At 66.9% G+C, this 26,380-nt stretch carries 26 protein-coding genes; 15 read left to right on the top strand and 11 right to left on the bottom strand.

All coding sequences use genetic code 11. The annotated features are described in order from the left end of the window. Positions 1-2: 2 nt before the first annotated feature. A complete protein-coding gene (locus V3B48_RS06140; protein WP_329893384.1) occupies positions 3-3,104 on the top strand; it encodes an efflux RND transporter permease subunit in 3,102 nt (1,033 codons plus the stop codon). Between the two features lie 269 nt (positions 3,105-3,373). Here the strand turns inward: V3B48_RS06140 and V3B48_RS06135 are convergent, their stop codons facing one another. Further along, positions 3,374-3,778, bottom strand: coding sequence for a GFA family protein (locus tag V3B48_RS06135; protein ID WP_012510263.1), 405 nt, complete (start codon positions 3,776-3,778; stop codon positions 3,374-3,376). A 171-nt stretch (positions 3,779-3,949) separates the two neighbouring features. Here V3B48_RS06135 and V3B48_RS06130 point away from each other — a divergent pair, with 171 nt between their 5' ends. Beyond that, positions 3,950-4,924 carry a DUF4105 domain-containing protein gene (locus V3B48_RS06130; protein ID WP_253143564.1) on the top strand — a complete coding sequence of 325 codons (975 nt, stop codon included), beginning with the start codon at positions 3,950-3,952 and terminating at the stop codon, positions 4,922-4,924. Next, positions 4,924-6,945, top strand: coding sequence for an alpha/beta hydrolase (locus V3B48_RS06125; RefSeq protein ID WP_253143556.1), 2,022 nt, complete (start codon positions 4,924-4,926; stop codon positions 6,943-6,945). Before V3B48_RS06130 ends, V3B48_RS06125 begins: the two co-directional genes overlap by 1 nt. 38 nt (positions 6,946-6,983) lie before the next feature. Here the strand turns inward: V3B48_RS06125 and V3B48_RS06120 are convergent, their stop codons facing one another. Next, positions 6,984-8,405 (bottom strand): MFS transporter, encoded by a 1,422-nt coding sequence (locus tag V3B48_RS06120; RefSeq protein WP_253143557.1) that lies wholly within the window; start codon positions 8,403-8,405, stop codon positions 6,984-6,986. 29 nt (positions 8,406-8,434) lie between these two features. Here V3B48_RS06120 and soxR point away from each other — a divergent pair, with 29 nt between their 5' ends. Beyond that, positions 8,435-8,869, top strand: a complete 435-nt coding sequence (soxR, locus tag V3B48_RS06115) for a redox-sensitive transcriptional activator SoxR (RefSeq protein WP_032127734.1) — start codon at positions 8,435-8,437, stop codon at positions 8,867-8,869. 74 nt (positions 8,870-8,943) lie between these two features. On the opposite strand, the gene V3B48_RS06110 is transcribed toward soxR, so the two are convergent. Next, a complete protein-coding gene (locus V3B48_RS06110) occupies positions 8,944-9,546 on the bottom strand; it encodes a short chain dehydrogenase (protein ID WP_164079946.1) in 603 nt (200 codons plus the stop codon). A 100-nt stretch (positions 9,547-9,646) separates the two neighbouring features. On the opposite strand from V3B48_RS06110, the gene V3B48_RS06105 reads away from it, so the two are divergent. Continuing rightward, on the top strand, positions 9,647-10,522 hold the full coding sequence (locus V3B48_RS06105; protein ID WP_253143558.1) for a LysR family transcriptional regulator: 876 nt from the start codon (positions 9,647-9,649) through the stop codon (positions 10,520-10,522). Between the two features lie 59 nt (positions 10,523-10,581). On the opposite strand, the gene proC is transcribed toward V3B48_RS06105, so the two are convergent. Together proC and V3B48_RS06095 are read right to left on the bottom strand one after the other, a co-directional pair. Beyond that, positions 10,582-11,403, bottom strand: coding sequence for a pyrroline-5-carboxylate reductase (proC, locus tag V3B48_RS06100; protein ID WP_049400673.1), 822 nt, complete (start codon positions 11,401-11,403; stop codon positions 10,582-10,584). 18 nt (positions 11,404-11,421) lie between these two features. After that, the gene (locus V3B48_RS06095; RefSeq protein WP_107431432.1) at positions 11,422-12,099 is read right to left on the bottom strand and encodes a YggS family pyridoxal phosphate-dependent enzyme; all 678 of its coding nucleotides are present in this window, start codon (positions 12,097-12,099) and stop codon (positions 11,422-11,424) included. An 87-nt stretch (positions 12,100-12,186) separates the two neighbouring features. On the opposite strand from V3B48_RS06095, the gene V3B48_RS06090 reads away from it, so the two are divergent. The 3 genes from V3B48_RS06090 (at position 12,187) to V3B48_RS06080 (ending at position 15,631) form a co-directional block, all read left to right on the top strand. Next, complete coding sequence (locus V3B48_RS06090; protein ID WP_006422551.1) at positions 12,187-13,224, top strand: type IV pilus twitching motility protein PilT; 1,038 nt, start codon at positions 12,187-12,189, stop codon at positions 13,222-13,224. Positions 13,225-13,324: 100 nt separating this feature from the next. After that, positions 13,325-14,467, top strand: a complete 1,143-nt coding sequence (locus V3B48_RS06085; protein WP_005408369.1) for a PilT/PilU family type 4a pilus ATPase — start codon at positions 13,325-13,327, stop codon at positions 14,465-14,467. Positions 14,468-14,647: 180 nt separating this feature from the next. After that, positions 14,648-15,631, top strand: a complete 984-nt coding sequence (locus V3B48_RS06080) for an aldo/keto reductase (protein WP_253143559.1) — start codon at positions 14,648-14,650, stop codon at positions 15,629-15,631. Between the two features lie 40 nt (positions 15,632-15,671). Here V3B48_RS06080 and V3B48_RS06075 read toward each other — a convergent pair whose 3' ends face one another. Then, a complete protein-coding gene (locus tag V3B48_RS06075) occupies positions 15,672-16,571 on the bottom strand; it encodes a LysR family transcriptional regulator (protein WP_253143560.1) in 900 nt (299 codons plus the stop codon). A 93-nt stretch (positions 16,572-16,664) separates the two neighbouring features. Here V3B48_RS06075 and V3B48_RS06070 point away from each other — a divergent pair, with 93 nt between their 5' ends. The 3 genes from V3B48_RS06070 (at position 16,665) to V3B48_RS06060 (ending at position 18,224) form a co-directional block, all read left to right on the top strand. Continuing rightward, positions 16,665-16,877 carry a DUF4287 domain-containing protein gene (locus tag V3B48_RS06070; RefSeq protein ID WP_049400678.1) on the top strand — a complete coding sequence of 71 codons (213 nt, stop codon included), beginning with the start codon at positions 16,665-16,667 and terminating at the stop codon, positions 16,875-16,877. A gap of 96 nt (positions 16,878-16,973) precedes the next feature. Continuing rightward, the gene (locus V3B48_RS06065; protein ID WP_253143561.1) at positions 16,974-17,423 is read left to right on the top strand and encodes a GNAT family N-acetyltransferase; all 450 of its coding nucleotides are present in this window, start codon (positions 16,974-16,976) and stop codon (positions 17,421-17,423) included. 93 nt (positions 17,424-17,516) lie between these two features. Then, the gene (locus V3B48_RS06060; RefSeq protein WP_094002035.1) at positions 17,517-18,224 is read left to right on the top strand and encodes a YitT family protein; all 708 of its coding nucleotides are present in this window, start codon (positions 17,517-17,519) and stop codon (positions 18,222-18,224) included. A 73-nt stretch (positions 18,225-18,297) separates the two neighbouring features. Here V3B48_RS06060 and V3B48_RS06055 read toward each other — a convergent pair whose 3' ends face one another. Continuing rightward, positions 18,298-18,840, bottom strand: a complete 543-nt coding sequence (locus tag V3B48_RS06055; RefSeq protein WP_110711396.1) for a DNA-3-methyladenine glycosylase I — start codon at positions 18,838-18,840, stop codon at positions 18,298-18,300. After that, on the bottom strand, positions 18,837-20,624 hold the full coding sequence (locus tag V3B48_RS06050; protein ID WP_253143562.1) for a DUF4153 domain-containing protein: 1,788 nt from the start codon (positions 20,622-20,624) through the stop codon (positions 18,837-18,839). The genes V3B48_RS06055 and V3B48_RS06050 overlap by 4 nt, the downstream gene beginning before the upstream one ends. Before the next feature lie 91 nt (positions 20,625-20,715). Here V3B48_RS06050 and V3B48_RS06045 point away from each other — a divergent pair, with 91 nt between their 5' ends. The 4 genes from V3B48_RS06045 to V3B48_RS06030 all read left to right on the top strand — a co-directional run bounded on the left by V3B48_RS06045 (position 20,716) and on the right by V3B48_RS06030 (position 23,427). Continuing rightward, positions 20,716-21,282 (top strand): YqgE/AlgH family protein, encoded by a 567-nt coding sequence (locus tag V3B48_RS06045; protein WP_005408377.1) that lies wholly within the window; start codon positions 20,716-20,718, stop codon positions 21,280-21,282. Then, complete coding sequence (ruvX, locus tag V3B48_RS06040; RefSeq protein WP_253143563.1) at positions 21,275-21,769, top strand: Holliday junction resolvase RuvX; 495 nt, start codon at positions 21,275-21,277, stop codon at positions 21,767-21,769. The genes V3B48_RS06045 and ruvX overlap by 8 nt, the downstream gene beginning before the upstream one ends. Positions 21,770-21,785: 16 nt before the next feature. Beyond that, the gene (locus V3B48_RS06035) at positions 21,786-22,736 is read left to right on the top strand and encodes an aspartate carbamoyltransferase catalytic subunit (RefSeq protein ID WP_329893383.1); all 951 of its coding nucleotides are present in this window, start codon (positions 21,786-21,788) and stop codon (positions 22,734-22,736) included. A gap of 199 nt (positions 22,737-22,935) precedes the next feature. After that, positions 22,936-23,427, top strand: a complete 492-nt coding sequence (locus V3B48_RS06030; RefSeq protein ID WP_293798953.1) for a transposase — start codon at positions 22,936-22,938, stop codon at positions 23,425-23,427. A gap of 187 nt (positions 23,428-23,614) precedes the next feature. On the opposite strand, the gene V3B48_RS06025 is transcribed toward V3B48_RS06030, so the two are convergent. From V3B48_RS06025 to mgtE, 3 genes are all read right to left on the bottom strand, one after another. Beyond that, the gene (locus V3B48_RS06025; RefSeq protein WP_329893382.1) at positions 23,615-24,433 is read right to left on the bottom strand and encodes a prolyl oligopeptidase family serine peptidase; all 819 of its coding nucleotides are present in this window, start codon (positions 24,431-24,433) and stop codon (positions 23,615-23,617) included. 70 nt (positions 24,434-24,503) lie between these two features. Further along, positions 24,504-24,770 (bottom strand): hypothetical protein, encoded by a 267-nt coding sequence (locus V3B48_RS06020; protein ID WP_010483664.1) that lies wholly within the window; start codon positions 24,768-24,770, stop codon positions 24,504-24,506. 59 nt (positions 24,771-24,829) lie between these two features. After that, positions 24,830-26,191: a magnesium transporter gene (gene mgtE, locus V3B48_RS06015; RefSeq protein ID WP_010483662.1), complete on the bottom strand. Its 1,362-nt coding sequence runs from the start codon at positions 26,189-26,191 to the stop codon at positions 24,830-24,832. Positions 26,192-26,380 lie beyond the last annotated feature (189 nt).

Raw genomic sequence — 26,380 nt, 5'->3', positions numbered from 1 at the left:
AGATGCTGCCGCGCTTCTTCATCCATCGCCCGGTATTCGCCTGGGTCCTGGCGATCTGCATCATGGCCTTCGGCACCATCGCGGTGACCCAGCTGCCGGTGGAGCAGTACCCGGACATCGCGCCGCCGCAGGTCAACATCACCGCCAACTACACCGGTGCCTCGGCACAGACGGTGGAAGACAGCGTCACCCAGGTGATCGAACAGCAGATCAAAGGCATCGATCACCTGTTGTATTTCTCGTCCACCAGTTCCTCGTCCGGGCAGGCGCGCATCACGGTCACCTTCGACCAGAGCGCCAACCCGGATATCGCCCAGGTGCAGGTGCAGAACAGCGTCAACCAGGCGATCAACCGGCTGCCGCAGGAAGTGCAGCAGCAGGGCGTGACGGTGGCCAAGTCGCAGGGCGACTCGCTGATGGTGGTCTCGCTGTACGACACCAGCCGGCGCATGGAACGGGTGGATGTTTCCGACTTCCTGGTCAGCAACGTGCAGGACCCGATCAGCCGCATACCCGGTGTCGGCGAGATCAACGTGTTCGGCTCGGCTTACGCAATGCGCGTGTGGCTGGACCCGCACAAGCTGCGCGCCTATGACCTGATGCCCTCGGACGTTCGCGCTGCGATCCAGGCGCAGAACACCCAGGTGACGGCGGGTGAGCTGGGCGCGATGCCGTCCAGCCCGACGCAGAGCCTCAACGCCACGGTCACCGCGCAGTCGCGCCTGCAGACGCCCGAACAGTTCCGCGCGATCATCCTGCGCACGCTGCCCAATGGCGCGGCGGTGTTGCTGGGCGATGTCGCACGGGTCGAGATCGGCGCGGAGAACTACCAGACCAGTAGCTATCTCAATGGCTATCCGGCGGCTGGCTTCTCGGTCACTCTGGCCTCCGGCGCCAATGCGTTGGCCACGGCCGACGCGGTGCGCGCGGAGATCGAGCGGCTGCGGCCGACTTTCCCGCCCGGCCTGCAGGTGGCCTACCCGCGTGACAGCACACCGTTCGTGCGGGTCTCGATCGAGGGGGTCATCCATACCCTCATCGAAGCCATCGTTCTGGTGGTGGTGGTGATGTTCCTGTTCCTGCAGAACCTGCGCGCCACGCTGATTCCGGCGATCACGGTGCCTGTGGTGCTGCTGGGCACCTTCGGCGTGCTGGCCGTTGCCGGATTCACCATCAACACACTGACCCTGTTCGCGATGGTGCTGGCGATCGGCCTGCTGGTCGACGATGCGATCGTGGTGGTGGAGAACGTGGAGCGCATCATCCACGACGAGCATCTGCCGCCGCGCGAAGCGACCGAAAAATCGATGGGCGAGATCACCGGCGCGTTGATCGGCATCACCGTGGTGCTGGGCGCGGTGTTCCTGCCGATGGCGCTGTTCGGTGGTTCCACCGGCATCATCTACCGGCAGTTCTCGATCACGATTGCGTCTGCCATGGCATTGTCGGCGCTGGTGGCGCTGACGCTGACCCCGGCGCTGTGCGCGACCCTGCTCAAGCCGTCTTCGGCGCAGAAACCGCAGGGCCGCTTCTTCCGGGCGTTCAACCGGGGCGTCGAGCGCAGCCAGTTGGCCTACCAGGGAAAGCTCGGTGGCGTCGTTACCCGGCCGCGGCGTTGGATGGCGTTCTACCTGCTGCTGGTGGTCGCCATGGTCGCGCTGTACGCGCGGATGCCGACCGGCTTCCTGCCGGTGGAAGACCAGGGCCAGGTAACCTTCCAGTTCTCCACGCCGGAAGGTACGCCGATGGCGCGTACCGAAGCATTGGGCGAGCAGATCAGCCGCTACTTCATGGAGCACGAAAAGCAGAACCTGGATGTGGTGTTCGTGGTGGTCGGCCGCAACAATGCCGGCACTGGCCAGAACGCCGGGCAGGGCTTCCTCGCCCTGAAGCCCTGGGATGAGCGCACGGGCGACAACACCGCCGCGGCGATCATCACGCGTGCCAATGCCTACTTCCGCAGCTTGCCGGATGCCAAGGTCAATGTACTGGCACCGCCGGCGGTGCGTGGACTGGGCCAGTCCAGCGGCTTCGAACTGTGGCTGCAGGACACCAGCGCGGCCGGGCGCGTGGCCCTGCAGGCGGCGCAGGAACAGGTGGTGCGCGCGGCCGGCGAAGACGACGGGCTCACCTCGGTGCGCCTGAACGGTCTGGGCGACAAGGCCGAGCTGCGGCTGGACATCGACCATGCCCAGGCCAGCGCACTGGGCCTGGCCCAGGCCGACATCAATTCCACGCTGTCCGCGGCCTGGGGCGGCAGCTACATCAACGATTTCCTCGACCGTGGCCGGGTCAAGCGGGTCTACATGCAGGGCGACCAGCCCTACCGCAGCGTGCCCGACGACATCGGCCAGTGGTATGTGCGCGGTGGCAACGGCCAGATGGCGTCGTTCGCCAGTTTCGCCAGCAGCCACTGGGCACGCGGGCCGCAGCTGCAGCAGCGCTTCAATGGCCTGCCGGCGATGCAGATCCAGGGCAGCGCTGCCGAAGGCCGCAGCTCGGGCGAGGCGATGCAGCGCATGCAGGCGCTGGTTGCCGATCAACCCGGGTTCGACCTGCAGTGGAGTGGCCTGTCCTACCAGGAACAACTGGCCAGCAACCAGACGTTGTGGCTGTACATCGCCTCCATTGCCTTCATCTTCCTGTGTCTGGCAGCGCTCTATGAGAGCTGGACGGTGCCGGTGGCAGTGGTGCTGGTGATCCCATTGGGCGTGATTGGTACCGTGCTGGCGACCACCGCGGCCGGGTTCGTCAACGACATCTACTTCCAGGTGGGGCTGCTGACCACCATCGGCCTGTCGGCCAAGAACGCGATCCTGATCGTGGAGTTTGCCGAGGCCCGCTATCGTGCCGGCAGTTCAGCGGTGGAAGCGGCCCTGCAGGGCGCACGCCTGCGCCTGCGCCCGATCGTGATGACGTCGTTGGCCTTCGTGGCCGGTGTGATCCCGTTGGCGTTGGCCACCGGCGCGGGCGCGGTCAGCCGCCGTGAAATCGGCATGAGCGTGATCGGTGGCATGGTCTCCGGCACGGTGCTGGCAGTGGTGCTGGTGCCGTTGTTCTTCGTGCTGGTGCGCCGCCTGGGCCGGTCACGGCCGCAGGACTGAGGGGGGCGCGGCTGTCATCTGGCTGCCGCAGCACCCTCACCCGTTCTTTGCCCAGGTGTCGCTAGCGTAGGTCGTCCCCGTCCCCCACGGAGACCTGCCATGTGGCTGCTCGATCATCTCTGGCCCGGCCGCAGACCTGTTCCTCCCCCGGTCGCCACTGAACCGCAGGCGACGCCCCGCCGGCCCTGGCTGAAGCGCCCGGTGCGGGCCGGCCGCAGCGGCATGGCCCCCTGGCAGAAGGTTGCCGCACCGCCACGGCGCACGCGCCACTAACCGGTGCGGTCGGCGGGATGGTTGACCCCATCGTTGACCGGGATCACACCCAGCGCGAACGGGTCGATGCCTTCCAGGCAGGCCACGTTGTAGCCGTACTGTTCCGGGTTGGAGCGGCGCCGGTGATGGGTGTAGATGCCGCACACGCCACAGAAATAGTGCTCGGCCACATGGGTGTTGAACTGGTACAGCTGCAGGTGGTTCTGCCCGCGCACCACCTGCAGGCCCGCGCGGCTGACGCTGGCGGCAATGGCCCCCCGGCGCCGGCACATAGAGCAGTCGCAGCGGCGGGGTTCGACAATACCGTCCGGCAGGTCCAGCAGCAGTTCGACCGTGCCGCAGTGGCAGGTGGCTCGGTGCCGGGGTTGGACCGGAACGCCGGCCACGGAAGTGATGCCCATCGTTGCTCCTGTGAAGTAAACCTGGCCGCAGAGGCCGCCGCCGACGGTGCGCCGCCCAGCCTGAACGGTCCGTAGATGCCACGGTGAACCCGCTTGTGGCTAACTATGCGGCTTCGAGACCGCGACAGGATGCCAGTGAACGCCGCAGGACGTTGGATGACAGGGAGTGCCATGGCGCTGGCGGCGCTGTGGGTGAGCGGGCTGCTGGCCTACCAGCTGCCGGGGCCGGGTTGGCTGGCCACCGGCGTGGCCGTGCTGTGGTTGCTGGTGGCGCTGTGGGCGTCGTGGCGGGTCGCGCGCGGGCGTGCCTCGCGCCGCCTGGGCACGGCCTTCGGTGTGGCGCTGGCGTTGGCCGGCCTGTGGTGGCTGCTGCTGACCCCGCGCCAGGACCGCGTATGGGCCGACGACGTGGCCCAGCGCCTGCACGTGGTGTCCTTCGACGGGCGCCACGTGGTGCTGGACAACGTGCGCGACTTCAGCTGGCGCAGCGAAACCGACTACGACGCGCACTGGGTGCGCCGCGAATACGACCTGGACCAGCTGCGCTCGGCCGACCTGGTGCTGTCGTACTGGATGGGCCCGGCGATCGCCCACACGCTGATCTCGTTCGGTTTCGAGGATGGTCGCCACGTGGTGTTCTCGCTGGAGATCCGCAAGGAGCGCGGTGAGTCGTTCTCCGCGCTGGGCGGCTTCTTCCGCAAGTTCGAGATGACCCTGGTGGCTTCGGAGGAGACCGACATCATCCGCACCCGCACCAATGCGCGTGGCGAAGATGTCTACCTGTACCGCCTGCATGGCATGGACCGCGAGCAGCTGAAGGAACTGTTCGCTGCGTACATCGAGCAGGCGCGTGAACTGGATGCGAAGCCGGGTTTCTACAACACGCTGACCAGCAACTGCACGACCATCGTCTTCGACCTGGCCCGCCACATCGCACCGCGCCTGCCGTTGGACTACCGCCTGCTGCTGTCCGGTTACCTGGCCGAGTACGCGCAGGAGGTCGGCGCGCTCACGCCGGGCGTGCCGTACACCGAGCTGCACGACAAGGGCCGCATCACCCAGCGCGCATTGGACCTGGGTGATGGCGAGCATTTCTCCACCGTGATCCGCCAGGGCGTGCCCGGCACCGAGCAGGACCCGCAGTAATGACCCAACTCTTTCTGACCCGCTGGCAGCGCCTGCTGCCGGTGTTGTTCGCCGCCTTCCTGCTGCTGGGCAGCAGCGGCTGCGCGATGGTCACCGTCAAGCAGGTCAAATCCAGTGATTCACTGGTCAACAAGCGCGCGGATGTGCTCAACACTGGCAAGCTCAGCCCCGCCGCGCGTGAAACGCTCAGCGCAGCGGGCCTGGACGAATCGCAGTGCGAGAAGGACTTCCTGGTCTGCCGCAGCACGTTGCTGATGACCGACGACCTCAATGTCGAGCAGCGGCTGTCGGCGCTGTCCGAGCTGTGGGTGAAGGCTGCATTGGCGATGACGCCAAAGAAGACCGCCGCAGGCGACCCGCCGATGGGCGATGCGGCATTGGATGCCTGGCTGGAAGCCGCGCGCTATGCCTATGCCTACCTGTTCTACAGTGGCCGCTCACCGTCCGACCGGGCCTTCGAGGACCGGCAGACGCAGGTGCGCGACTACTACAACTACGCGGCCGAGAAGGCGGCGGTGGTGCTGTTCGTGCGCGCACGCGCCGCTGCGCTGGCCGGCGAGGACTATACGAAGCCGCTCACGGTCGGTAGCTGGTCGCTGGCTTCCAACTACCAGCAGCTGGGTCTGAAGAGCATTCCGGCGCAGCTGGTGCCAGCGGGAACGGTCAGCTTCGTTGGCCTGCGCAGCACCTATCGCCGCGATGGCTTCGGTGCCGAACTGGTGATGGTGATGGACCCGCCGAAACTGGTCGCGCCAGTGATCGCGCCCGACGGCCCGAAGGCTGAAACCGCGCAGGACGACGAGGACGACGAGCGTCGTGGCCGCCGCCACCGCCATGACGATTCGGTGCCCGAGTTCAGTGAGATGTCCTCGATCAACGTCACCGCACTGCTGCGGTTCGAGGGCAGCAGCCTGGAAGACGTGATGCGCACGCGCCGGGTCGAGCTGGATGCCTATTCGCCGGAAGCGACCGAGCGCATCACTCTGCACGGTGAGCAGGTACCGCTGGCCGGCAACTTCACTGCCGCCTACGGCCTGTGGCTGGCGCAGAGTGGCTTCGCCCGGCAGTCGCTGCGTACCCTGTTCGGTATGAGCGAGGGCATCGGCGAGCCGCACATCTACCTGATGCAGCCGTGGGACCCGAACCGCCGCATCATCTTCATGCTGCACGGCCTGGCCAGCAGCCCGGAAGCGTGGGTGAACCTGGCCAACGAGATCATGGGTGACCCCGAGCTGCGCCAGCAGTTCCAGGTGTGGCAGGTCTATTACCCGACCAATGCGCCGATCGCGCTGAACCGCTACGAGATCGCCAATGCATTCAACGACACGCTGAAGCATTTCGACCCCAACGGCAGCACGCGTGCGTCGAAGGACATGGTCTACATCGGCCACAGCATGGGCGGCGTGCTGGCGCGCCTGTTGGTCAGCGATTCGGGTGATGTGCTGTGGAACGACCTGCTGGCCAACTACGACCTGAAGGGGGAGCGGCTGAAGCGGGTGCAGAACAAGCTGGGTCCGCTGCTGCATTTCAAGGCACAGCCGAACGTGGAGCGTGCGATCTTCATCGCCGCGCCGCACCAGGGCACCGACATTGCCGGCAACAAGGTCGGTCGCCTGATTGGTCGCCTGGTACGCCTGCCGCTGACAATCCTCGGCAAGTTCGAGGACGTGTTCATGGCGCTGGCGCAGGCCGAGCAGCAGGTCGATGGCACCGCCAAGCCGAAGATCCCGAACAGCATCGACAACCTCAAGGCCAGCGATCCGTTCGTGAAGGCGGCCGCACAGCTGCCGATTGAGGCGGGCCTGAAGTACCACTCGATCATCGCCCAGCGCAAGCCGGAGCTGCCGGTGGAAAAATCCGATGATGGGCTGGTGCCGTACTGGAGCGCACATCTGCCGGGCGCGCTGTCGGAGAAGGTGATCATCTCCGGCCACAGCGTGCAGGAAACCCCGCAGGCGGTGCTGGAGGTGAGGCGCATCCTGCACCGGGATATCGATGACATGGGGACGGGTACCCGGTAGTGCCGGCCGCTGGCCGGCAATCCCGCAATGCGGCGGTGCTACACCCGCCGCGCGATCACCGTGGACAGCAGCGCCAGTCCGAAGGTGATCGCCAGGCACAGCAGGTAGCCGGTGTGTGGCGCGGCTTCCACGAACAGCGCGAACAGCGCACCGGAAACCGCCAGCGCGGTGGTCACCGACAGCGCCTCGCTCAACTGCAGCGCCGAGGTGTTGGCACCCTGCTCGTGCGGTGCGGACAACGACAGCGTCAGCACCGACAAGCTGGCGTAGATCATGCCCATGCCGAAGCCGGTCATGGCCCAGCCGACCAGTGCCACCGGCAGCGGCACTGCGTTGAACAGCACGGCCAGTGTGGCGGCGATGCCGATCGTCATCAGCGGTGTGCCAACGCGCAGCAGCTGCTGGCGTGACCAGCCGCGCTGCTGGTGGCCCTGCAGCCATGAACCGGCGAACCAGCCCAGTGCACCAAGACTGAGCACGGCACCGGCCCAGCTGGGCGAGAGCCCGCGTTCGCGCTGCAACAGCAGTGGCAGGTAGGCCTCACAGGCGAAGAATGCGGCCGCCGCGACGCCGCGCAGCGCGATCACGCTGGGCAATCCGCGGCGCAGCAGCAACGTGCCGGCTGGCAACAGGCGGTGCACGCAGAACAGCAGCGCAAGCATGGCCACGCCGATGCAGAGCAGCGCAGGCAGGCCCTGCTGCTGGCCGCCGAAGTAAAGCAGCAGCGCCGCCAGCGAAGCACCGCCGGCCCAGCGCACCACGCTGCCGCGTCCATCGTCGCTGCTGGCAGCATCAGTGGGCTGCATGCGTGCCAGCGCCGGGCGCAGCAGCAGCGCGGCCGGGACCGCCAGCAGTGGTACGGCCAGGAACACCCAGCGCCAGCCGAGATGCTGCACGATCAGCCCGCTCAGCGCGGGACCGATCATCGACGGCACCACCCAGCCGGCGGAGAACGCGGCGAATACCTTCGGGCGCAGGTGTTCGGGATAGCTGCGGCCAACCATCACGTACAGCGAGACCGAGATCGCGCCTGCGCCCAGGCCCTGTAGCAGGCGCCCGGCCACCAGCATGCCCATGCGCATGGCGAAGCCGGCCAGCAGCAGGCCCAGCACGAAGCAGCCCAGGCCATACCACAGCGGCCGAGCTGGCCCATGGCGGTCGGCCCAGCGTCCGGCCAGGGTCATGCCGATGACACTGGTGGCCAGGGTGCCGCCAAAGGCCAGCGCATACAGGCGCAGGCCATCCAGCGCCTCGGCCACGGTCGGCATGGCGGCCGCCACCGCCAGGGCCTCGAAGGCATGCAGCGCCACCAGTGCCACCATGCCGATGGTGGTGGCGCGATAGCGGGGAGACAGGATCGACGTATCAGCCGGCGCACGGGCGTCGGCGGGCGAAAGAGTGGGGGACATACGAGTCAGATGCGGGCCGCGCTTGTCAACTGGCGGCGAAGATAGCAGCATGCCACCTCAACTGCAGTTTAGGTCAAGCAATGGTTTCCCAGGAACTCAGCGTTGGTGAAGTCTCCCAGCGCAGTGGCGTGGCGGTTTCCGCGCTGCATTTCTACGAGCGCAAGGGGCTGATCAGCAGCCTGCGCACCTCGGGCAACCAGCGGCGCTACAGCCGTGATGTGCTGCGACGGTTGGCCGTGATCCGCGTCGCGCAACGGGTGGGCATGCCACTGGAAGCTGTCGGCCGTGCCTTCGAAAGCCTGCCCGAGGGCCGCGCGCCGACCAAGGCCGACTGGGCCAAGCTGTCCGCGCGCTGGCGCACCGAGCTGGAGGAGCGCATCCACATGCTGGAACTGCTGCGCGATGAACTGACCGGCTGCATCGGCTGCGGCTGCCTGTCGCTGCAGCGCTGCCGCCTGGCCAACCCCGAAGACGTCCTCGGCGAACGCGGCGACGGCCCGATGCGCTGGGAGTGACCCGCGAAAAGGGGACGGAGGGGATTATGTCGTTTGTGCATTAACGACTTAATCCCCTCCGTCCCCTTTTTTTCTTACCAGACCGTGATCGTCTCGCCGCTCTGGATGCCTTCCACCGCGCGCTGGAAGGCCAGCGCCGCGCGCTGCGCGCTCACCGCTTCGAAGCCTGGGAAATAGGGGCCGTAAGCCGCCATCGATTCGATCAGCACGTTCGGGCTGACCACGTTGATGCGCAGGCCACGGGGCAGCAGCTCCAACGCGGCGGCACGCACGAAGCCTTCCAGTGCGGCATTCACCGAGGTGGCGTTGGCGCCATCGCGGATCGGCTGTGCGCTGACGATGCCGCTGGTCAGGGTGATCGAGCCGCCGGCGTTGAGGTGGTGCTGGGCGACCAGTGCCAGCCGCACCTGGCCCAGCAGCTTGTCCTGCAGGCCGAGGTTGAACTGCTCGGGTGTCATGTCCTTCAGCGGACCGAAGTGCAGCTTGCCAGCGGTGGAGATCACTGCATCGACCGGACCGATGCGCGAGAACAGTTCGGCGACGCTGCCGTCGTCGGTCAGGTCGACGCGCAGCTCACCGCTGTTGCGGCCGGCGGCGAGGATCTGATGCTGCTGGCCGAGCTGGTGGGCGACTGCCTGGCCGAGGGTGCCGCTGGCACCGACGAGGAGAATCTTCATGGCCGTTCCTTGCGAGAGGGGGAATGAGCGCAGTCTGCGCCCTCACAGTGGGGTTAGGTAAGCGGCGTATGCTTCGCAGATTCCTAACTCTGGATTAGCAATGGATACCCTTCGCTGCATGCAGGCCTTCGTCGCCGTGGCCGAGTGCGGAAGCTTTGCAGGCGCCGCCGAACAGCTGCAGGTGTCGGCGGTGATGGTCGGCAAGTACATCCAGCAACTGGAGGCGCACCTGGGTACCGCGCTGCTGCAACGGAACACCCGCCGCCAGCGCCTGACCGAAGCCGGCAGCGCCTACCTGGCCGGGTGCCGGCAGGTGCTGGAGCAGGTGCAGCAGGCGGAGGCGGACGTGGCCGGCCTGCAGGTACAACCCCGCGGACTGCTGCGGGTCAGCGCGCCAACCACCTGGGGCAGTTGTGTGCTGGCGCCACAACTGGCCGGCCTGCTGCGCGCGCAGCCGCAGTTGAACATCGAGCTGGACCTGAGCAACCGCCGCGTGGACCTGATCGAGGATGGCTTCGACGTGGCGATCCGGGTCGGGCCGCTGCCATCGCAGGAGGTGGTGGCGCGGCCGCTGCCGCCGTATGCAATGAGCCTGTGTGCGGCACCGTCCTACCTGCGCCGGCGCGGCACGCCGCGCACGCCCGCGGATCTGCAGGGGCATGATTGCCTGAGCCACCTGGCCTGGCGCGGCGGCCATGGCTGGCAGTTGGCCAACGGCGAACAGGTGGACTGGGAGGCGCGGCTGACCTGCAACGACGGTGTTGCACTGCGCGAGGCCGCCGTGGCCGGCGCAGGGCTGGTGCTGCAGCCGACCGCGCTGCTGGGCGGCGAAATCGCGGCCGGGCGGTTGAAGCCGCTGCTGCGCGACTACCTGCCCGAACCGCGGCCCATGCATCTGATCTACCTGCCGGATCGACGGCCGCGCCCGCGGTTGCAGTGCTTCGTCGATTTCGTCATGGCCACATTGGGGCAATGAACATCCACGCCATGCGTGGATGATGGTAGGTGCCGACCGTTGGTCGGCACACATCGGGATCAATCATTCGCCGCAGACAGTTCCTGCCCACGTACCTGCGCGGCGCGCAGCGCGGTGTCCACCAGCGCCTCGAAACCACCGGCCTGGAAGCTCTCGATCGCGGCCTGGGTGGTGCCGTTCGGCGAGGTCACGCGACGGCGCAGCTCGGCCGGGCTTTCACCGGCCTCATCAAGCATGCGCGAGGCTCCCAGCAGGGTCTGCACCACCAGCGCACGCGCAGCGTCGGCCGGCAGGCCCTGGGCGATACCTGCCGCTTCCATCGCTTCGGCCAGCAGGAACACATAGGCCGGCCCGCTGCCGGATACGGCAGTCACCGAATCCATCAGCGACTCGCTGTCGATCCACACCGTGCGCCCGGCACTGGCCAGCACCTGTTCGGCGCGCGCGTGCTGCTGTGCATCCACCGATGGCGTGGCATACAGGCCGGTCACGCCGGCGCCGAGCAGAGCCGGGGTGTTCGGCATCGCGCGCACCACCGGCAGATTGCCGCCCAGCCAGCGTTCCAGCTGCGCGCTGGTGATGCCGGCGGCGATCGACACCACCAGTGGCCGGTTCGCCTGCGCCAGCGCCTGCAGCGACTGGCACACATCGCGCAGCACCTGCGGCTTCACCGCCAGCAGCCAGGTGCGGCCGTGCGCGGCGGCATCGGCGGCGTTGTCGTGCACCTGCACGCCGAAGTCGGCAGCCAGTGACTCGCGGAGTGCGGCCACCGGTTCGGCCACGTGGATGTGCGCGGCAGGCACGCCCTGGCGGATCAGGCCGGCGATCAGGCTGCGGGCCATGTTGCCGCCGCCGATGAAGGTGATGGAATCAGCTGCCATGGAAGTCTCCTTGGAAAATCAGGCCGGGCCCGGGCGGGCGCCGAACAGGGCGGTGCCGATGCGCACCAGGGTGGCACCCTCGGCGATGGCTTCGGCGTAGTCGCTGCTCATGCCCATCGACAGCGTGTCGATCCGCGCGTGCTGGGCAGCCAGCGACTGGAAAAGTGTGCGCATGCGCACGAATGCATCCCGACGGCGCTCCGCTTCCGGCCACGGTGCGGGAATCGCCATCAGGCCACGCAGGCGCAGGCTGGGTTCGGCGGCAATCGCGGCGGCCAGTGCATCCACTTCTTCCGGTGCACAGCCATGCTTGCTGGATTCATCGTCGATGTTGACCTGGATCAGTACGTTCAGCGGGCCACGCGCGGCTGGGCGATGGCGTGCCAGCGCGGTCACCAGCTTGGAACGGTCCACGCTCTGCACCCAGTCGAAATGGCTGGCCACGGCATCGGCCTTGTTCGACTGCAGGTGGCCGATCAGGTGCCATTCCAGCGCCAGGTGCTGCAGCGCCTGCATCTTGGCCAGTGCTTCCTGCACGTAGTTCTCGCCGAAGGCGTGCTGGCCCTGTGCGGCCAGCGCGGCCACGGCCTCGGCCGGCTGGGTCTTGGACACCGCCAGCAGGCGTGGGTCGGGCCTGCCAGCGGCCTCGGCGGCGGCGTGCAGGTTGCTCAGGATCTGGGGCAGGGGAGTGGCCACGTAACGCGTTCCGTTGAATCAGGAGGCTATACTGCCGCCCGGGGAAAGATCCTTCCAGTCGAAGCCGTTATTGGGGAGTAGCCGCTCATGGATATCGCCGAGCTGTTGGCGTTTTCCGTAAAGAACAAAGCGTCCGACCTGCACCTGTCCGCAGGCCTGCCGCCGATGATCCGCGTGGACGGCGACGTGCGCCGGATCAACATCCCAGCCCTGGACCACAAGCAGGTCCACGCGCTGGTGTACGACATCATGTCCGACAAGCAGCGCCGCGATTACGAGGAATTCCTCGAAGTGGACTTCTCCTTCGAGATCCCGTCGCTGGCGCGCTTCCGTGTCAACGCGTTCAACCAGAACCGCGGCGCCGGTGCGGTGTTCCGTACCATTCCGTCCGAGGTGCTCACCCTCGAGGACCTGGCCTGCCCGCCGTTGTTCCGCGAAGTGATCCAGCAGCCGCAGGGCCTGATCCTGGTGACCGGCCCGACCGGCTCGGGCAAGTCGACCACGCTGGCGGCGATGATCGACTACATCAACAAAAACGAATACGGCCACATCCTCACCGTCGAGGATCCGATCGAATTCGTGCACACCTCGCAGAAGTGCCTGATCAACCAGCGCGAAGTGCACCGCGATACGCATGGCTTCAACGAAGCGCTGCGCTCGGCACTGCGTGAAGACCCGGACATCATCCTGGTCGGCGAACTTCGTGACCTGGAAACCATCCGCCTGGCACTGACCGCCGCGGAAACCGGCCACCTGGTGTTCGGCACTCTGCACACCAGCTCGGCGGCCAAGACCATCGACCGTATCATCGACGTGTTCCCGGCCGGCGAAAAGCCGATGGTGCGTTCGATGCTGTCCGAATCGCTGCGTGCGGTGATCTCGCAGGCGCTGCTGAAGAAGGTCGGTGGCGGCCGTACCGCTGCGTGGGAAATCATGGTCGGCACCCCGGCCATCCGCAACCTGATCCGCGAGGACAAGGTGGCGCAGATGTATTCGGCCATCCAGACCGGCCAGCAGTACGGCATGATGACCCTGGACCAGCACCTGCAGGACCTGGTCAAGCGCAGCCTGATCACCCGCAACCAGGCCCGCGACTACGCCAAGGACAAGCGCCTGTTCGAGTAAGGCGGGGCCGCAACGGGACGGCGTGCGCCAGTGCGCCGCCGTTTCCGCGCCGTTTCCGCCTCCGACCGTTTCCTGGTACATGCCCCATTGGGAGCCCGCCGTGAACACCACCGCGACCACCATCGATTTCACTTCGTTCCTCAAGCTGATGGCGCACCAGCGTGCCTCGGACCTGTTCATCACCGCCGGCATGCCGCCGGCGATGAAGGTCAACGGCAAGATCTCGCCGATCACGCAGACCCCGCTCACGCCGCAGCAGAGCCGCGACCTGGTCCTCAACGTGATGACCCCGGCGCAGCGCGAGGAATTCGAGAAGACCCACGAGTGCAACTTCGCCATCGGCCTGTCCGGCGTCGGCCGCTTCCGCGTGAGCTGCTTCTACCAGCGCAACCAGGTCGGCATGGTGCTGCGTCGCATCGAGACGCGCATTCCGACCGTGGAAGAGCTGAGCCTGCCGCCGATCATCAAGACGCTGGCGATGACCAAGCGCGGCATCATCCTGTTCGTCGGTGCCACCGGTACCGGTAAATCGACCTCGCTGGCGGCGATGATCGGTTACCGCAACCAGAACTCGACTGGCCACATCATCACCATCGAAGACCCGATCGAATTCGTGCACAAGCACGAGGGCTGCATCATCACCCAGCGCGAAGTCGGCATCGATACCGACAGCTGGGAAGCCGCGTTGAAGAACACCCTGCGCCAGGCGCCGGACGTGATCATGATCGGCGAGGTGCGTACCCGCGAAGGCATGGACCACGCCATCGCGTTTGCCGAAACCGGCCACCTGGTGCTGTGCACCCTGCATGCCAACAACGCCAACCAGGCGATGGACCGCATCGTCAACTTCTTCCCGGAAGACCGCCGCAACCAGCTGCTGATGGACCTGTCGCTGAACCTCAAGGGCGTGGTCGCGCAGCAGCTGGTGCCGTCGCCCGATGGCCGCTCGCGCAAGGTGGCGATGGAGATCCTGCTGGGCACGCCGCTGGTGCAGGACTACATCCGCGACGGCGAGATCCACAAGCTGAAGGAAGTGATGAAGGACTCGGTCCAGCTGGGCATGAAGACCTTCGACCAGAGCCTGTTCGAGCTGTACCAGGCGGGCGAGATCAGCTACGAGGACGCGCTGCGCTACGCCGATTCGCAGAACGAAGTGCGCCTGCGCATCAAGCTCAGCCAGGGCGGCGACGCCCGCACCCTGTCGCAGGGGCTGGATGGCGTGGAGATTTCCGAGATCCGGTGACCTGGGTGTTCCGTAGCGTCGAGCCTGCTCGACTGTTCTTGTCGAGTCGAGCAAGCTCGACGCTACGGGCGGGCGGCTGCGCGTATTGATGAATTCCAGTCATGACCAACTGCAATGCTGCCCATTCAATCCGTGGGCTCTGCAGGCGTATCGTCAGCGCTCCCCCTTTGGAGCACGACGATGCAGACACGTGAACTCGGCCGCGGTGGCCTGAAGGTTTCCGCCCTCGGCCTGGGCTGCATGGGCCTGAGCCATGGCTACGGCCAACCGGTGGAGCGCAGTCAGGGCATCGCCCTGCTGCAGGCCGCCGTCGAGCGTGGCGTGACCTTCTTCGACACCGCCGAAGTGTATGGCCCCTACACCAACGAAGACCTGCTCGGCGAGGCGCTGGCGCCGTACCGCGACAGGCTGGTGATCGCCACCAAGTTCGGCTTCAAGGATGCGCGCGTCGATACCGGGCTGGACAGCCGTCCCGAGAACATCCGCGCGGTGGCGGAGGCCAGCCTCAAGCGCCTGCGCACCGACCATATCGACCTGTTCTACCAGCACCGCGTCGACCCCAACGTGCCGATCGAGGATGTGGCCGGTACCGTGCGCGACCTGATCGCCGAAGGCAAGGTCGGCCACTTCGGCCTGTCCGAGGCCAGTGCCGCCACCGTGCGTCGCGCCCATGCAGTGCAGCCGGTGGCCGCCGTGCAGAGCGAGTACTCGCTGTGGTGGCGTGAGCCGGAGCGCGAACTGTTGCCGACGTTGCAGGAACTGGGCATTGGTTTCGTGCCGTTCAGCCCGCTCGGCCGTGGCTTCCTGACCGGCGCGATCAACGCCGATACCACCTTCGACGCCAACGACTTCCGCAACACCGTACCGCGTTTTGAAGTGGAGGCGCGTCGTGCCAACCAGGCGCTGGTTGACCGCATCAGCACGATCGCTGCCGCACGTGGCGCGACGCCGGCGCAGGTAGCGCTGGCCTGGCTGCTGGCGCAGGCACCGTGGATCGTGCCGATTCCGGGCACCACCAAGATCCATCGCCTGGAAGAAAACCTGGGCGCGGCCGACCTGCAGTTGGCGCCGGAGGAACTGCAACGCATCGCGCAGGCGCTGGATGAAGTGTCGATTGTCGGTGAGCGCTACAACGCGCAGCGCGCCGCGCAGGCCAAGGGCTGATCACCAGGTGGGTGCGGACCGTTGGTCCGCACTCCTCAGCTCATCCAGCCATCGGCCCGCGCAACGCATCGAGCACCGTGCGCATCGCCACGGTGACGTGGCGGCGTGACGGGTAATACGCGTAGTAGCCATCGAAGTGCGGGCACCAATCGTCCAGCACCGACTGCAGCCGGCCATCGTCCAGCATCGGCTGCACCTGGTCTTCCGGCAGCCAGGCCAGCCCGCTGCCGGCCAGTGCAGCCGCGCGGGTCATGCCCATGGTGTTGAAGGTCCACTGACCGGTCACGCGCACGCTCAGTTCGTTGCCGTCCTGGCCGAAATCCCACGGCATCAGTCCGCCATGCGTAGGCAGGCGCAGGGTGATGCAGTTGTGGTTGGCCAGGTCGTGCGGATGCCGTGGCACCACATGCTGGCGGAAGTAGCTGGGCGCACCGACCACGCGCATGCGCAGCGGTGGGCTGACCGGTACCGCGATCATGTCGCGCGCCAGCCGTTCGCCGAGGCGGATACCGATGTCGTAGCGCTCGGCGACGATGTCGGCCAGCCCGTAGTCGGCAGCCAGTTCCACCTTCAGGTCCGGATACTGCTGCAGCAATGGCGCCAGCCGCGGCCAGGCGATGTATTCGGCGGCATGGCCGGTGGCATTGATGCGGATGGTGCCGGCCGGGCGTTCGCGGTACTCGGCCAGTGCGGCCAGTTCGTCCTCGATCTCGGCCAGGCGCGGGGCGAGGGTCTCGAGCAGGCGCGCACCGGCTTCGGTGGTGGACAGGCTGCGGGTGGTACGAGTCAGCAGGCGCACGCCGAGGCGCTCTTCCAGGCCACGCATGGCATGGCTGAGCGCGGACTGGGAGACACCCAGCTGGGCGGCGGCCCTGGTGAAGCTGCCTTCGCGGGCAACGTGGACGAAGGCCTGCAGGTCGTTGAGGTTTTCACGGGGCATGAAGGGATGATACGGCTCCCGGATTGAACGGATCTGTCGATTTCCGGCTCCCCGGTTCGTCGTACCCGTACATCCAATGCAAGGAGCTTCCACATGAGCACTGACACCAAGCCGAAAGGCCCGGCCTCGTACTTCCCCTCCATCGAGAAGACCTACGGGCAACCGGTGACGCACTGGTTCGGCCTGCTGGCGGGCAAGAAGGGCCTGAAACACATGGAACTGGTCAGCTTCCTGAAAAGCGAGCATGGGGTGGGCCACGGCCATGCCAATGCGTTGGTGGCGCACCATCTGGCCGGAAAGGGCTGAGCAGGCAACCCGGCGCTGAACGGCCGTGTGGGGGTCAGGCTACACGGCCTCCGGGGTCAGGCAGACTGGGCGTTCATCCCGAGGCAGGACGCCCTCATGCAGGTCACGCTGGACGCGATCACCGTCGACAACTACGAAGCCGTGTGCGACCTCGAGGTCAGTGAGGCGCAGCAGGATTTCGTCGCCGGCAACACCTGGTCGCTGGTGCAGGCAGCATTCCATCCGGGCTACCAGACCCGCGCCATCCAGGCCGATGGCGAGCTGGTCGGGTTCTTCATGTGGGTGCCGGAGACGCCGCAGCGCATCTCGATCTGGCGCTTCATGGTCGACCAGCGTTGGCAGGGGCGAGGCATCGGGCGCCGCGCGCTGGAACTGGCGCTGGCGCAGATCCGGGCCACGCCCGGGCTGGCCGAGATCGAGATCTGCTACAACCCGCGCAATCCGGTGGCCGGCGCCTTCTACGGCAGCTTCGGGTTCGTCGAGACCGGCATGGACGACGATGGCGAGGACATGCTGGCCGTGCTGCCGGTGACGCCTCCGAAATAATCTGAATGGGCGAGCGCAGCTGAACGATTTCATCTGCAACTGTCATGCAGATCGTGTCTAATATCGCTCCCCACCTGCTGTTCCCCCACCCGTATGTCTCTTCCCGCCCATGGCTCCGCGCCGTGCGACGACGCTGACGGCCACCTGGTCACCGCTGGTCCGCTGACCCCACCGCCCGACAGCGCCGGCACCACCGCTGACGAAAAAGCGCTGCGCCACTCGATTGCCGAGGACGTGCAGGGCATGGTGCTGGCCACGATGGTGGCCTCGCTGGGCCTGGCCATCTTCGCCAAGGGTGGGCTGATGATCGGCGGCATGGCCGGCATGGCGTTCCTGCTGCACTACGCGATGGGCTGGAACTTCGGCCTGGTGTTCGTGCTGGTCAACCTGCCGTTCTACTGGGTGGCGCTGCGTCGCATGGGCTGGGAATTCACCTTGAAGACCTTCGCTGCGGTCACCGCCTGTGGCGTGCTGACCGACCTGCTGCCGCGCTGGATCGACTTCTCGCACATCAACCCGCTGTATTCGGCGATCGTGGGCGGTGCGTTGTCCGGCCTGGGCATCCTGTTCTTCATCCGCCACCGTGCCAGCCTCGGTGGTATCGGTATCCTGGCGGTGTACCTGCAGCGCACCCGCGGCTGGAGCGCGGGCAAGGTGCAGATGTCCTACGACGCCTGCCTGATGGTGGCCGCCTTCTTCGTGTTGTCGCCGTCGAAGGTGCTGTACTCGGCGATCGGCGCGGTGGTGCTCAGCCTGGTGCTGATGTTCAACCACCGCCCGGGCCGCTACATGGGCGTGTGACGATTCGACGGTAGTGCCGGCCGCTGGCCGGCAACACCTGAGGCGTTCCGAGGCTGCCAGCCAGCGGCCGGCGCTACCGGGAGGCCTGCAACCACGGTGGTGACAGCGTCAGCAGCCGCGCATGCACCGGGCAGTCCTCGGCATGCGCACCGGGCAGGTAGCCCAGGCTCATCAGGAACTCGCCGGTGATCTCGCCGCCGGTGAAGCGGAAGGTCTTCTTGAACAGCTTCACCCAGTCGGCCTTGCTGCGCGGGTGGTGCGCGTCCAGCCACGCCGCGAAGCTGCCGTGGTTGGCCCGCAGCTGCTGGATCACCTGCGCGTTGTGGATCGCCGCCAGCACCTTCAGCCGGTTGCGGATGATGCCCGCGTCCGACAGCAGGCGTTCGATGTCCTGCTCGGCGTAGGCTGCAACCCGATCCACATCGAAGCCGTCATAGGCCGCGCGGAAGCCCTCGCGCTTCTTCAGGATGGTCTCCCAGCTCAGCCCGGCCTGGTTGATCTCCAGCACCAGCCGCTCGAACAGCTCGCGCTCGTCACGCTGCGGGAAGCCGTATTCGTTGGCGTGGTAGTAGTCGTGCACCGGATGGCCCGGGGCGATGAGGCAGTAACCGCTCATGGAGAAGACTCGTTGGATTCGGGTTCGGGATCGATGGCCACCGCGGGGCGCCCGCCGATGGACAGCATCGGCCAGCGCGGCGGTTCGAGAGTGAGCTCGCCATCACGCAGGGCCTGGTTGATGGCTTCGGCCTGGCCGCTGACAGTGCCGAACAGCGAACCGGCCCGGCGCCAGTGGGCATCCCTGCCACGTGCATACAGCACGCAGTCCGGCCCACGGTGGGTGTACAGCTCGCACAGCAGCACTTCGCCGGTGCCATCGCCGTCCAGGTCGCGGTGCACGATCAGGCAGTCGCGCTCGCTCTGGGCGCAGGATTCGCCATTGATCGCGCGGGTGGCCAATGCCTGCCACCAGTCGTCCGGTGGCGAGCTGGATCCCTTGGCCAGCTTCAGCGCGCGCTGCAGGGCAGCGACATCCTGCGGCCCCTTGTCGAGGCGGTGGCCGTCGTCCCAGCGTGAGGTACGTGCCAGTGCTGCAGCGATCACCTGTGGCGCGTTGGCATCGGTGGTGATGGCTGGATCACGCTGCAACTCGCGCAGCGCCTGCACGCCACGGCGCCCAAGATCGAAGCGCAGCACGTTGACGTCGCTACTGGTGATCGCCGGCGGATCCGCACGCAGGCGCGCCAGCTGGCTGGACAGGGTCAGCCGCACCGGATCCAGCAGCGGCGAGTTGCCCAGCAATGCCAGTGCCAGCACCGCCCAGCACATCCAGCGGTTGACCGGCTCCAGCATCTGCAACCAGCGGCTCTGCCGGCGCAGCACCGCCAGCGCATAGCCCACGGCATAGCCGGCCACGGCCAATGCGACGAGTACCGCCCAGAACCGGTCCACGGTCCAGCCGTACTGCGTCACGCGCAGGCCCAATGCATACAGCGCCAACGCGGCGTACACCGGCAGTGTCAGCAGGCTGGCCTCGACCAGCCTTCGCAGTACCAGGGGGTAGGGTGCACTGTCTTCCCCCTGCTGGTAGACCGCATTGGTGAACGTCACCAGCAGCAGCGACACCACCACCAGCAGGCTGGCGGCTGAACGGGTCTTCCACAGCGGCTCCAGCCCGGTAAGCGGCAGGCTCAGCACGAACAATACGGCGATGAACGAGAGCAGCGGCAGCAGCCCGCGGCAGATCGCGAACAGCACCTGGCGGGTGATCTGGATCGCGCGGTGCCGGGTGCGCCCGATCAGCACGCCGAAGCCGGCCAGGCTGCCGGTGGCCAGCGCGATGAATGCATCCTGGCGGAACAGATCGCGGAAGACATTCACTTCCAGCAGTTGGAACAGTGCCGCCCACAGCCACAACAGCAGCCAAGTCAACCCGGTGAACAGCGTCGCCAGCGCCAGGGTCAGGCCGTTCTGCCAGGCGCGCTCGAACAGCTCGGGATAGCTGGCGCGCCAGTGCCCATGCTGCAGCTGGAACTGCCACCAGGGCAGCGCCACGAACACCGCCACGGCAATGCCCAGGGTCAACGGAACCTGCAACGCGCCCGATTCCAGTGCGGTCTCGCCATTGAGGTTCCAGCCGATCCAGGCGGCCAGCGCCAGCACCACCGCCGAGCCGAGCACGGCCTGCAGCCACAGTCGGCGCTGGCCCAGCTCGACCAGGCTCAGCGCCACCGCGCTCGGAATGGCCAGCGCCCAGGCATACCAGCAGTAACGCCAGCCGATATCGCGGAACGGCCACGCGTCGGACAGCTCCTGCGCGGCATACAGCATGAGACCCTGCAGCAGGGCAAGCAGGACGATGGCGCTGCGTGCCGGCAGGGTCAGGGGCGATGAAGACTGCATCGAAGACCTTCCATGGCAAAGCGCCATCCTAGCCCATCGCCGTTCGGCGCCATCGCGCGACCATCCCGCCCCCAGCAGGTAGAATGGGCGCATGCCTGTAACGCCGACCTCCCTCGCCGATCACCTGCTCGTCGCGCTGCCGTCGCTGCTCGACGCGACTTTTGCCCGCAGCGTCGCGCTGATCTGCCAGCACGATGAGAACGGGGCGATGGGCGTACTGGTCAACCAGCCTTCCGAATACACGCTGGGTGAAGTGCTCGCGCAGATGGACATCACCACCGGTGATGGCGACCTGCAGGCGCGCATGGTGCTCAATGGCGGCCCGGTGCATCCCGAGCGCGGCTTCGTCATTCATGACGACGCGCGCGCATGGGATTCCAGCCTGACCGTGGGCGACGGCCTGTACCTGACCACCTCGCGCGACATCCTCGAAGCGATGGCGCGTGGCGAAGGCCCGGCCAATGCCGTGGTCACCCTCGGCTGTGCAGGGTGGGGCGCAGGGCAGCTGGAAAGCGAGCTGTCCGAGAACAGCTGGCTGACCGTGCCGGCCGATGCCGAACTGGTGTTCCAGCTGCCGCTGGAGCAACGCTGGCAGGGTGCGGCCTCGCGCATCGGCGTGGACCTGTTCCGGCTGACCGACTACAGCGGCCATGTCTGAGCCCATCACGCCCGCGCCGGATCCTGCTGTCCCGGCCATCCGTCGTGACGGCACGGTCCTGGGTTTCGATGTCGGCTCGCGGCGGATCGGCGTGGCCATCGGCAGTGCCTTCGCCGCGCATGCGCGCGCGGTGGCCGTGGTCGATGTGCACGGCAATGGCCCGGACTGGACCGCGATCGAACGCCTGCTCAAGGAATGGAAGCCCGACGGCCTGGTGGTCGGCGACCCGCTGACCCTGGACGGCCAGGACCAGCCCAACCGCAAGCGCGCGCAGGGCTTCGCCCGCCAGCTGCGGGAACGCTTCAAGCTGCCGGTGGTGATGATCGACGAGCGTTCCAGCTCGGTCGAGGCTGCCCGCCGCTTCGCTGTCGAGCGCGCCGAAGGGCGCAAGCGCCGCCGTGATGCGGCCGCCCTCGATGCCGTGGCCGCGGCGGTGATCATCGACCGCTGGCTGTCGTCGCCGGACGACGCCACCCCCATTCCCTGACTGCCCGACTCCCGCCATGACTGCACAGCAAATCGATGCCTCCGGACGCCTGCGCCACCTGCTGACCCTGGAGGGCCTGCCACGCGAAACCCTGCTGCAGCTGCTTGACCGGGCGGGACAGATCCGCGATGCCGCGGTCGGCCGCGTTGGCAACAAGCGCCACGTGCTGGCCGGTTCGGCGGTGTGCACGCTGTTCTTCGAACCGTCCACGCGCACCCGCAGTTCGTTCCAGTTGGCCGCGCAGCGCCTGGGCGCCGACGTGCTGAACTTCGATGCCTCGACCTCGTCCACGCGCAAGGGCGAAACCGCCTGCGACACGCTGCGCAACCTGGAAGCAATGGGCGTGCGCGGCTTCGTGGTGCGCCACCCGGATGATGGCGCCGTGGCCGCGCTGGCCGACGCCGCGGGTGAGGGCACCGCACTGATCAACGCCGGCGACGGCCGCAGCTCGCACCCGACCCAGGGCCTGCTGGACATGCTGACCCTGCGCCAGGCCAAGGGCCCGGATTTCTCGAAGCTGAAGGTGGTGATCGTCGGCGATGTGAAGCACTCGCGCGTAGCCCGCACCGACCTGCATGCGCTGCGCACGCTGGGCGTGGGCGAGATCCGCGTGTGCGGCCCGCAGTCGCTGCTGCCGGACGACGAGACCCTGAAGGGCTGCGTGGTCGGCGATGACTTCGACGCGATGCTGGAAGGCGTCGACGCGCTGATGATGCTGCGCCTGCAGCGCGAGCGCATGGAAGAAGGCCTGGTGCCGTCGCTGGAGCAGTACCACGCCCAGTACGGACTGACCAACGAACGCCTGACCCGCGCTGGCAAGGATGCCGCGGTGCTGCACCCGGGTCCGATCAACCGTGGCGTGGAAGTGACCGACGAAGTGGCCGACGGCCCGCAGTCGTGGGTACTGCGCCAGGTCGCCAACGGCGTCGCCGTGCGCATGGCCGTGCTGGAAACGCTGCTGGGCTGACCACTTTGGTGGGTGCCGACCGTTGGTCGGCACAAAAGGGATTCACCTTGAACTGTCTGGGTGGGTGCCGACCGTTGGTCGGCACAGAACCATCAGTCCCGTGAAGTGCCGGGCTCAGACATTGAATAGCTACGGGCCTACCTGGACTGATGGGGTTGCCCGATAGAAGAAGGCGGTCGGCAGGCACACGCTTGTACCCATGAACCGCGCACGCCTGAGGCTTGGCCGCCATTCCCGGATCGGGCAATCCTACATCCTGACGACCGTCACCCAGGGGCGTCGACGCTACTTCGACGATGCCACAGCGGCGCAGTTGGTGATGGACGTGGTCCGTCGCCTTGATACTGAAGGCCTGACGTACTCACTTGCCTATGTAGTCATGCCGGACCACATCCATTGGCTTGTGGAGCTCCGTGCGTTCTCGCTGGACTACATCATGCAACGATTCAAATCGAGCAGTGCATTGCGGATCAACCGCATGCTGGGCAGGACAGGACCATTCTGGCAATCGAGCTATCACGATCATGCCATTCGTTCTGAAGAATCACTGTTTCGCCATGCGATGTACATCGTCGCCAACCCGGTCAGGGCGAACTTGGTGAGCTGCGTGGGAGAGTATCCGTATGCCTGGTGCCGATGGGAGATCGATGGGAGGTACCAAGCAATGGATTACCCCGAGGCGGAGAGATAGTGCCGACCAACGGTCGGCACCCACCAATACCCAAGCCGACCAACGGTCGGCACCCACCAATACCCAAGCCGAGCAACGGTAGGCGTCCACCAATACCCAAGCCGAGCAACGGTAGGCATCCACCAATACCCAAGCCGAGCAACGGGTAGGCATCCACCAACAGTTGTTTCCCAGCAGAAACTGCGGTTCAGCGCTTCTGCGCGAACAGCCACGCCCACATTGCCGGGTCGGCGTAGGTAGCGTCCCAGGCATTGTGATTGCCTTCCGGGTACTCGGTGTAGCGCACATCGCGTGCGTTGGCGCTCTGGAATGCGGCATGCAGCCTGCGGTCGTCATCCGGTGGCACCACGTCATCCAGCGCGCCGTGGAAGATCCAGATCGGCGTGTGCTGCAGGCGCTGCGCGATCACGGCATACGGATCGGTTTCCTGGGCGACCTGCTCGACGAACAGGGTCGGGCGCTTTGCGCGTGGTGCCAGCACGGCACCGCACACCGGCACGATCGCGGCAAAGCGGCGCGGGTCGTCCAGGGCGATGTTCCAGCTGCCGTAGCCGCCCATCGACATGCCGGTCAGGTACTGCCGTGCCGGGTCGGCGCCGAACTCGGCGATCGTCGCGTCCAGCGCGGCAACGGCCGCACGGTTGTTGCGGCCGCTCCATTCCTCATGGCCCGGTACCTGTGGAAACACCACCAGGGCAGGGAAGTCGGGATGCTCGCGCAGATAAGGCCCCAGCCCGGCGTGGGTCTGCTTGATGCCATCGGCGCCGCGCTCGCCCGAACCGTGCAGGAACAGGATGACCGGGACGGTGGAGGTTGCGGGCGTCTGCCCACCAGGGCTGCGGGCCTGCAGGCCCGCGGGAATGAACACCTGGTAGTAAGCCGTGTGCCCATCCACCTTCACCGCACGTGCTTCGAAGCGACCGCGCGCGCTGTCCGGCAGCGAAGTGCAACCGCTCATCATCAGAAGGGCCAGCAATGGCAGCCAGCGCGACAGCAAACGGACCATGGGGTTTTCCGAAGCGGCGAGAACGCCTGCATCGTAGTCCGCCAACGTCGGCCCGGCATCGTGCGCCGCGTCACTGCGGGCGCGGGAAGCTGGCGATGATGTCCAGCTGCTCCTGGGCCTCGGCATTGCCTTCGGCGGCCGCAGCCTGCACCTGCGCCATATCCGGGTGCAGCACCACCAGCAGCGGGTTCTCGCAGACCGGGCAGTCGTACTCGGTGGCGTCCTCGTCCAGCTCCATCTCCATGGCACGCGAGCTGCCCTTCCATTCGCAGGCCGGGCAGGTGTGCTGCTGGTCGCGCCAGCCGGGCTGGAAGTAGTTTTCTATCGTTGTTGCCATGGGTGTTCCCGTTGAGTGGGGTCCGAGCCCCGCTTGGCGGGGCCCGATCCTTTATGCGGTCAGTGCAGCAGCACCAGGGTGGCCAGGCCGAGGAAGGTGAAGAAGCCCATCGAGTCGGTCACGGCGGTCAGGAAGATGCCGCTGGCCAGCGCCGGGTCGAAGCCGAAGCGTTTCAGGGTCAGTGGCACCAGCACGCCGGCCAACGCGGCGAACAGCAGGTTGCAGGTCAGCGCGATGGCGATCACCGCCGACAGTCCGGGTGAATGGAACCAGGCCAATACGATCAGGCCCAGTACCGAGCCCAGCATCACGCCGTTCAACAAGGCGACCCGCACTTCCTTCCACAGCAGCGTGCGCGCGTTGGAGGCGCCCACCTGGCCCAGCGCCAGGCCGCGCACCATCAGCGCCAGCACCTGGGTGCCGGCGTTGCCTCCGAGGCCCGCAACGATCGGCATCAGCACCGCCAGCGCCACCAGCTTGTCGATGGTGCCCTCGAAGTGGCCGACCACGCTGGACGCCAGGAATGCCGTGCACAGATTGACCGACAGCCACATCAGGCGGCGGCGCATGGCGCGCCAGACCGGGCTGAACAGATCCTCGTCCTCGTCCAGGCCGGCGGCGCCCAGCGCCTGGTGCTCGGCCTGTCCACGGATGATGTCGACCACGTCATCGATGGTGATGCGGCCGACCAGGATGTTGTTGTCGTCCACCACCGGCGCGGAGATCCAGTCATGGTCGGAGAACTGGCGGGCGACTTCCTGGTCGCTTTCGCCGACATCGATCGCCGGTTGCTCGTCGTCGATCAGGCGGTTGATCGGGGTGGTGTCCTCGTGGGTCACCAGTGCCGCCAGCGACACCCGGCCGAGGTATTGATGGCGCCGGCTGACCACGAACAGGTGGTCGGTGTGGTCGGGCAGTTCGCCACGCAGGCGCAGGTAGCGCAGCACCACGTCAACGTTGACGTCGGCGCGCACGGTCACCACGTCCGGGTTCATCAGGCGGCCGGCGCTGTCCTCGGGGTAGGACAGCACCTGCTCCAGGCGCTCGCGGTTCTCGCGGTCCATCGACTTGAGGACTTCGTCGATGACCGTGTCCGGCAGATCTTCGACCAGGTCGGCCAGATCGTCGATGTCCAGGTCTTCGACCGCGGCGATGATCTCGTCCGGGTCCATGTCGGCGAGCAGGCTCTCGCGCACGTCGTCGCCGACGTGGACCAGCACCTCACCGTCATCTTCCGGATCGACCAGGCCCCAGACCACCTCGCGCTTGCCCGGCGGCAGCGATTCGAGCAGGTTGCCGATCTCGGCCGGGGCCAGGGTGTTGACCAGGCGGCGCACCGGGCCCAGCCGACCGCTGTCCAGTGCGTCGGACAGCATCCGCAGTTGGCGCGCAGTCTTGTCGTGGCGTACAGCTTCAGCCATCGCAGCTCCCGCGGGATAAGAAAAGCCGCGATCCCGGCAAGGATGCGGCAACAGGGGTGTTCAGCGCGTCATTATCGCAAGGGGATGTTTCAACGCATAGCCGCCGGGCGGTGGTAGTGGCGGGCGCGGGGCGGGGGGGGGGCCCCCCCGCGGCCCCCGGGGGTGCGGGCCCGCGGCGGGCCCCCCCAA

The organism is Stenotrophomonas sp. SMYL20 (assembly GCF_036320045.1).
In the GTDB taxonomy this organism is placed as follows: Bacteria; Pseudomonadota; Gammaproteobacteria; order Xanthomonadales; family Xanthomonadaceae; genus Stenotrophomonas; species Stenotrophomonas maltophilia_A.
This window is presented reverse-complemented; position numbering and strand designations above follow the sequence as displayed.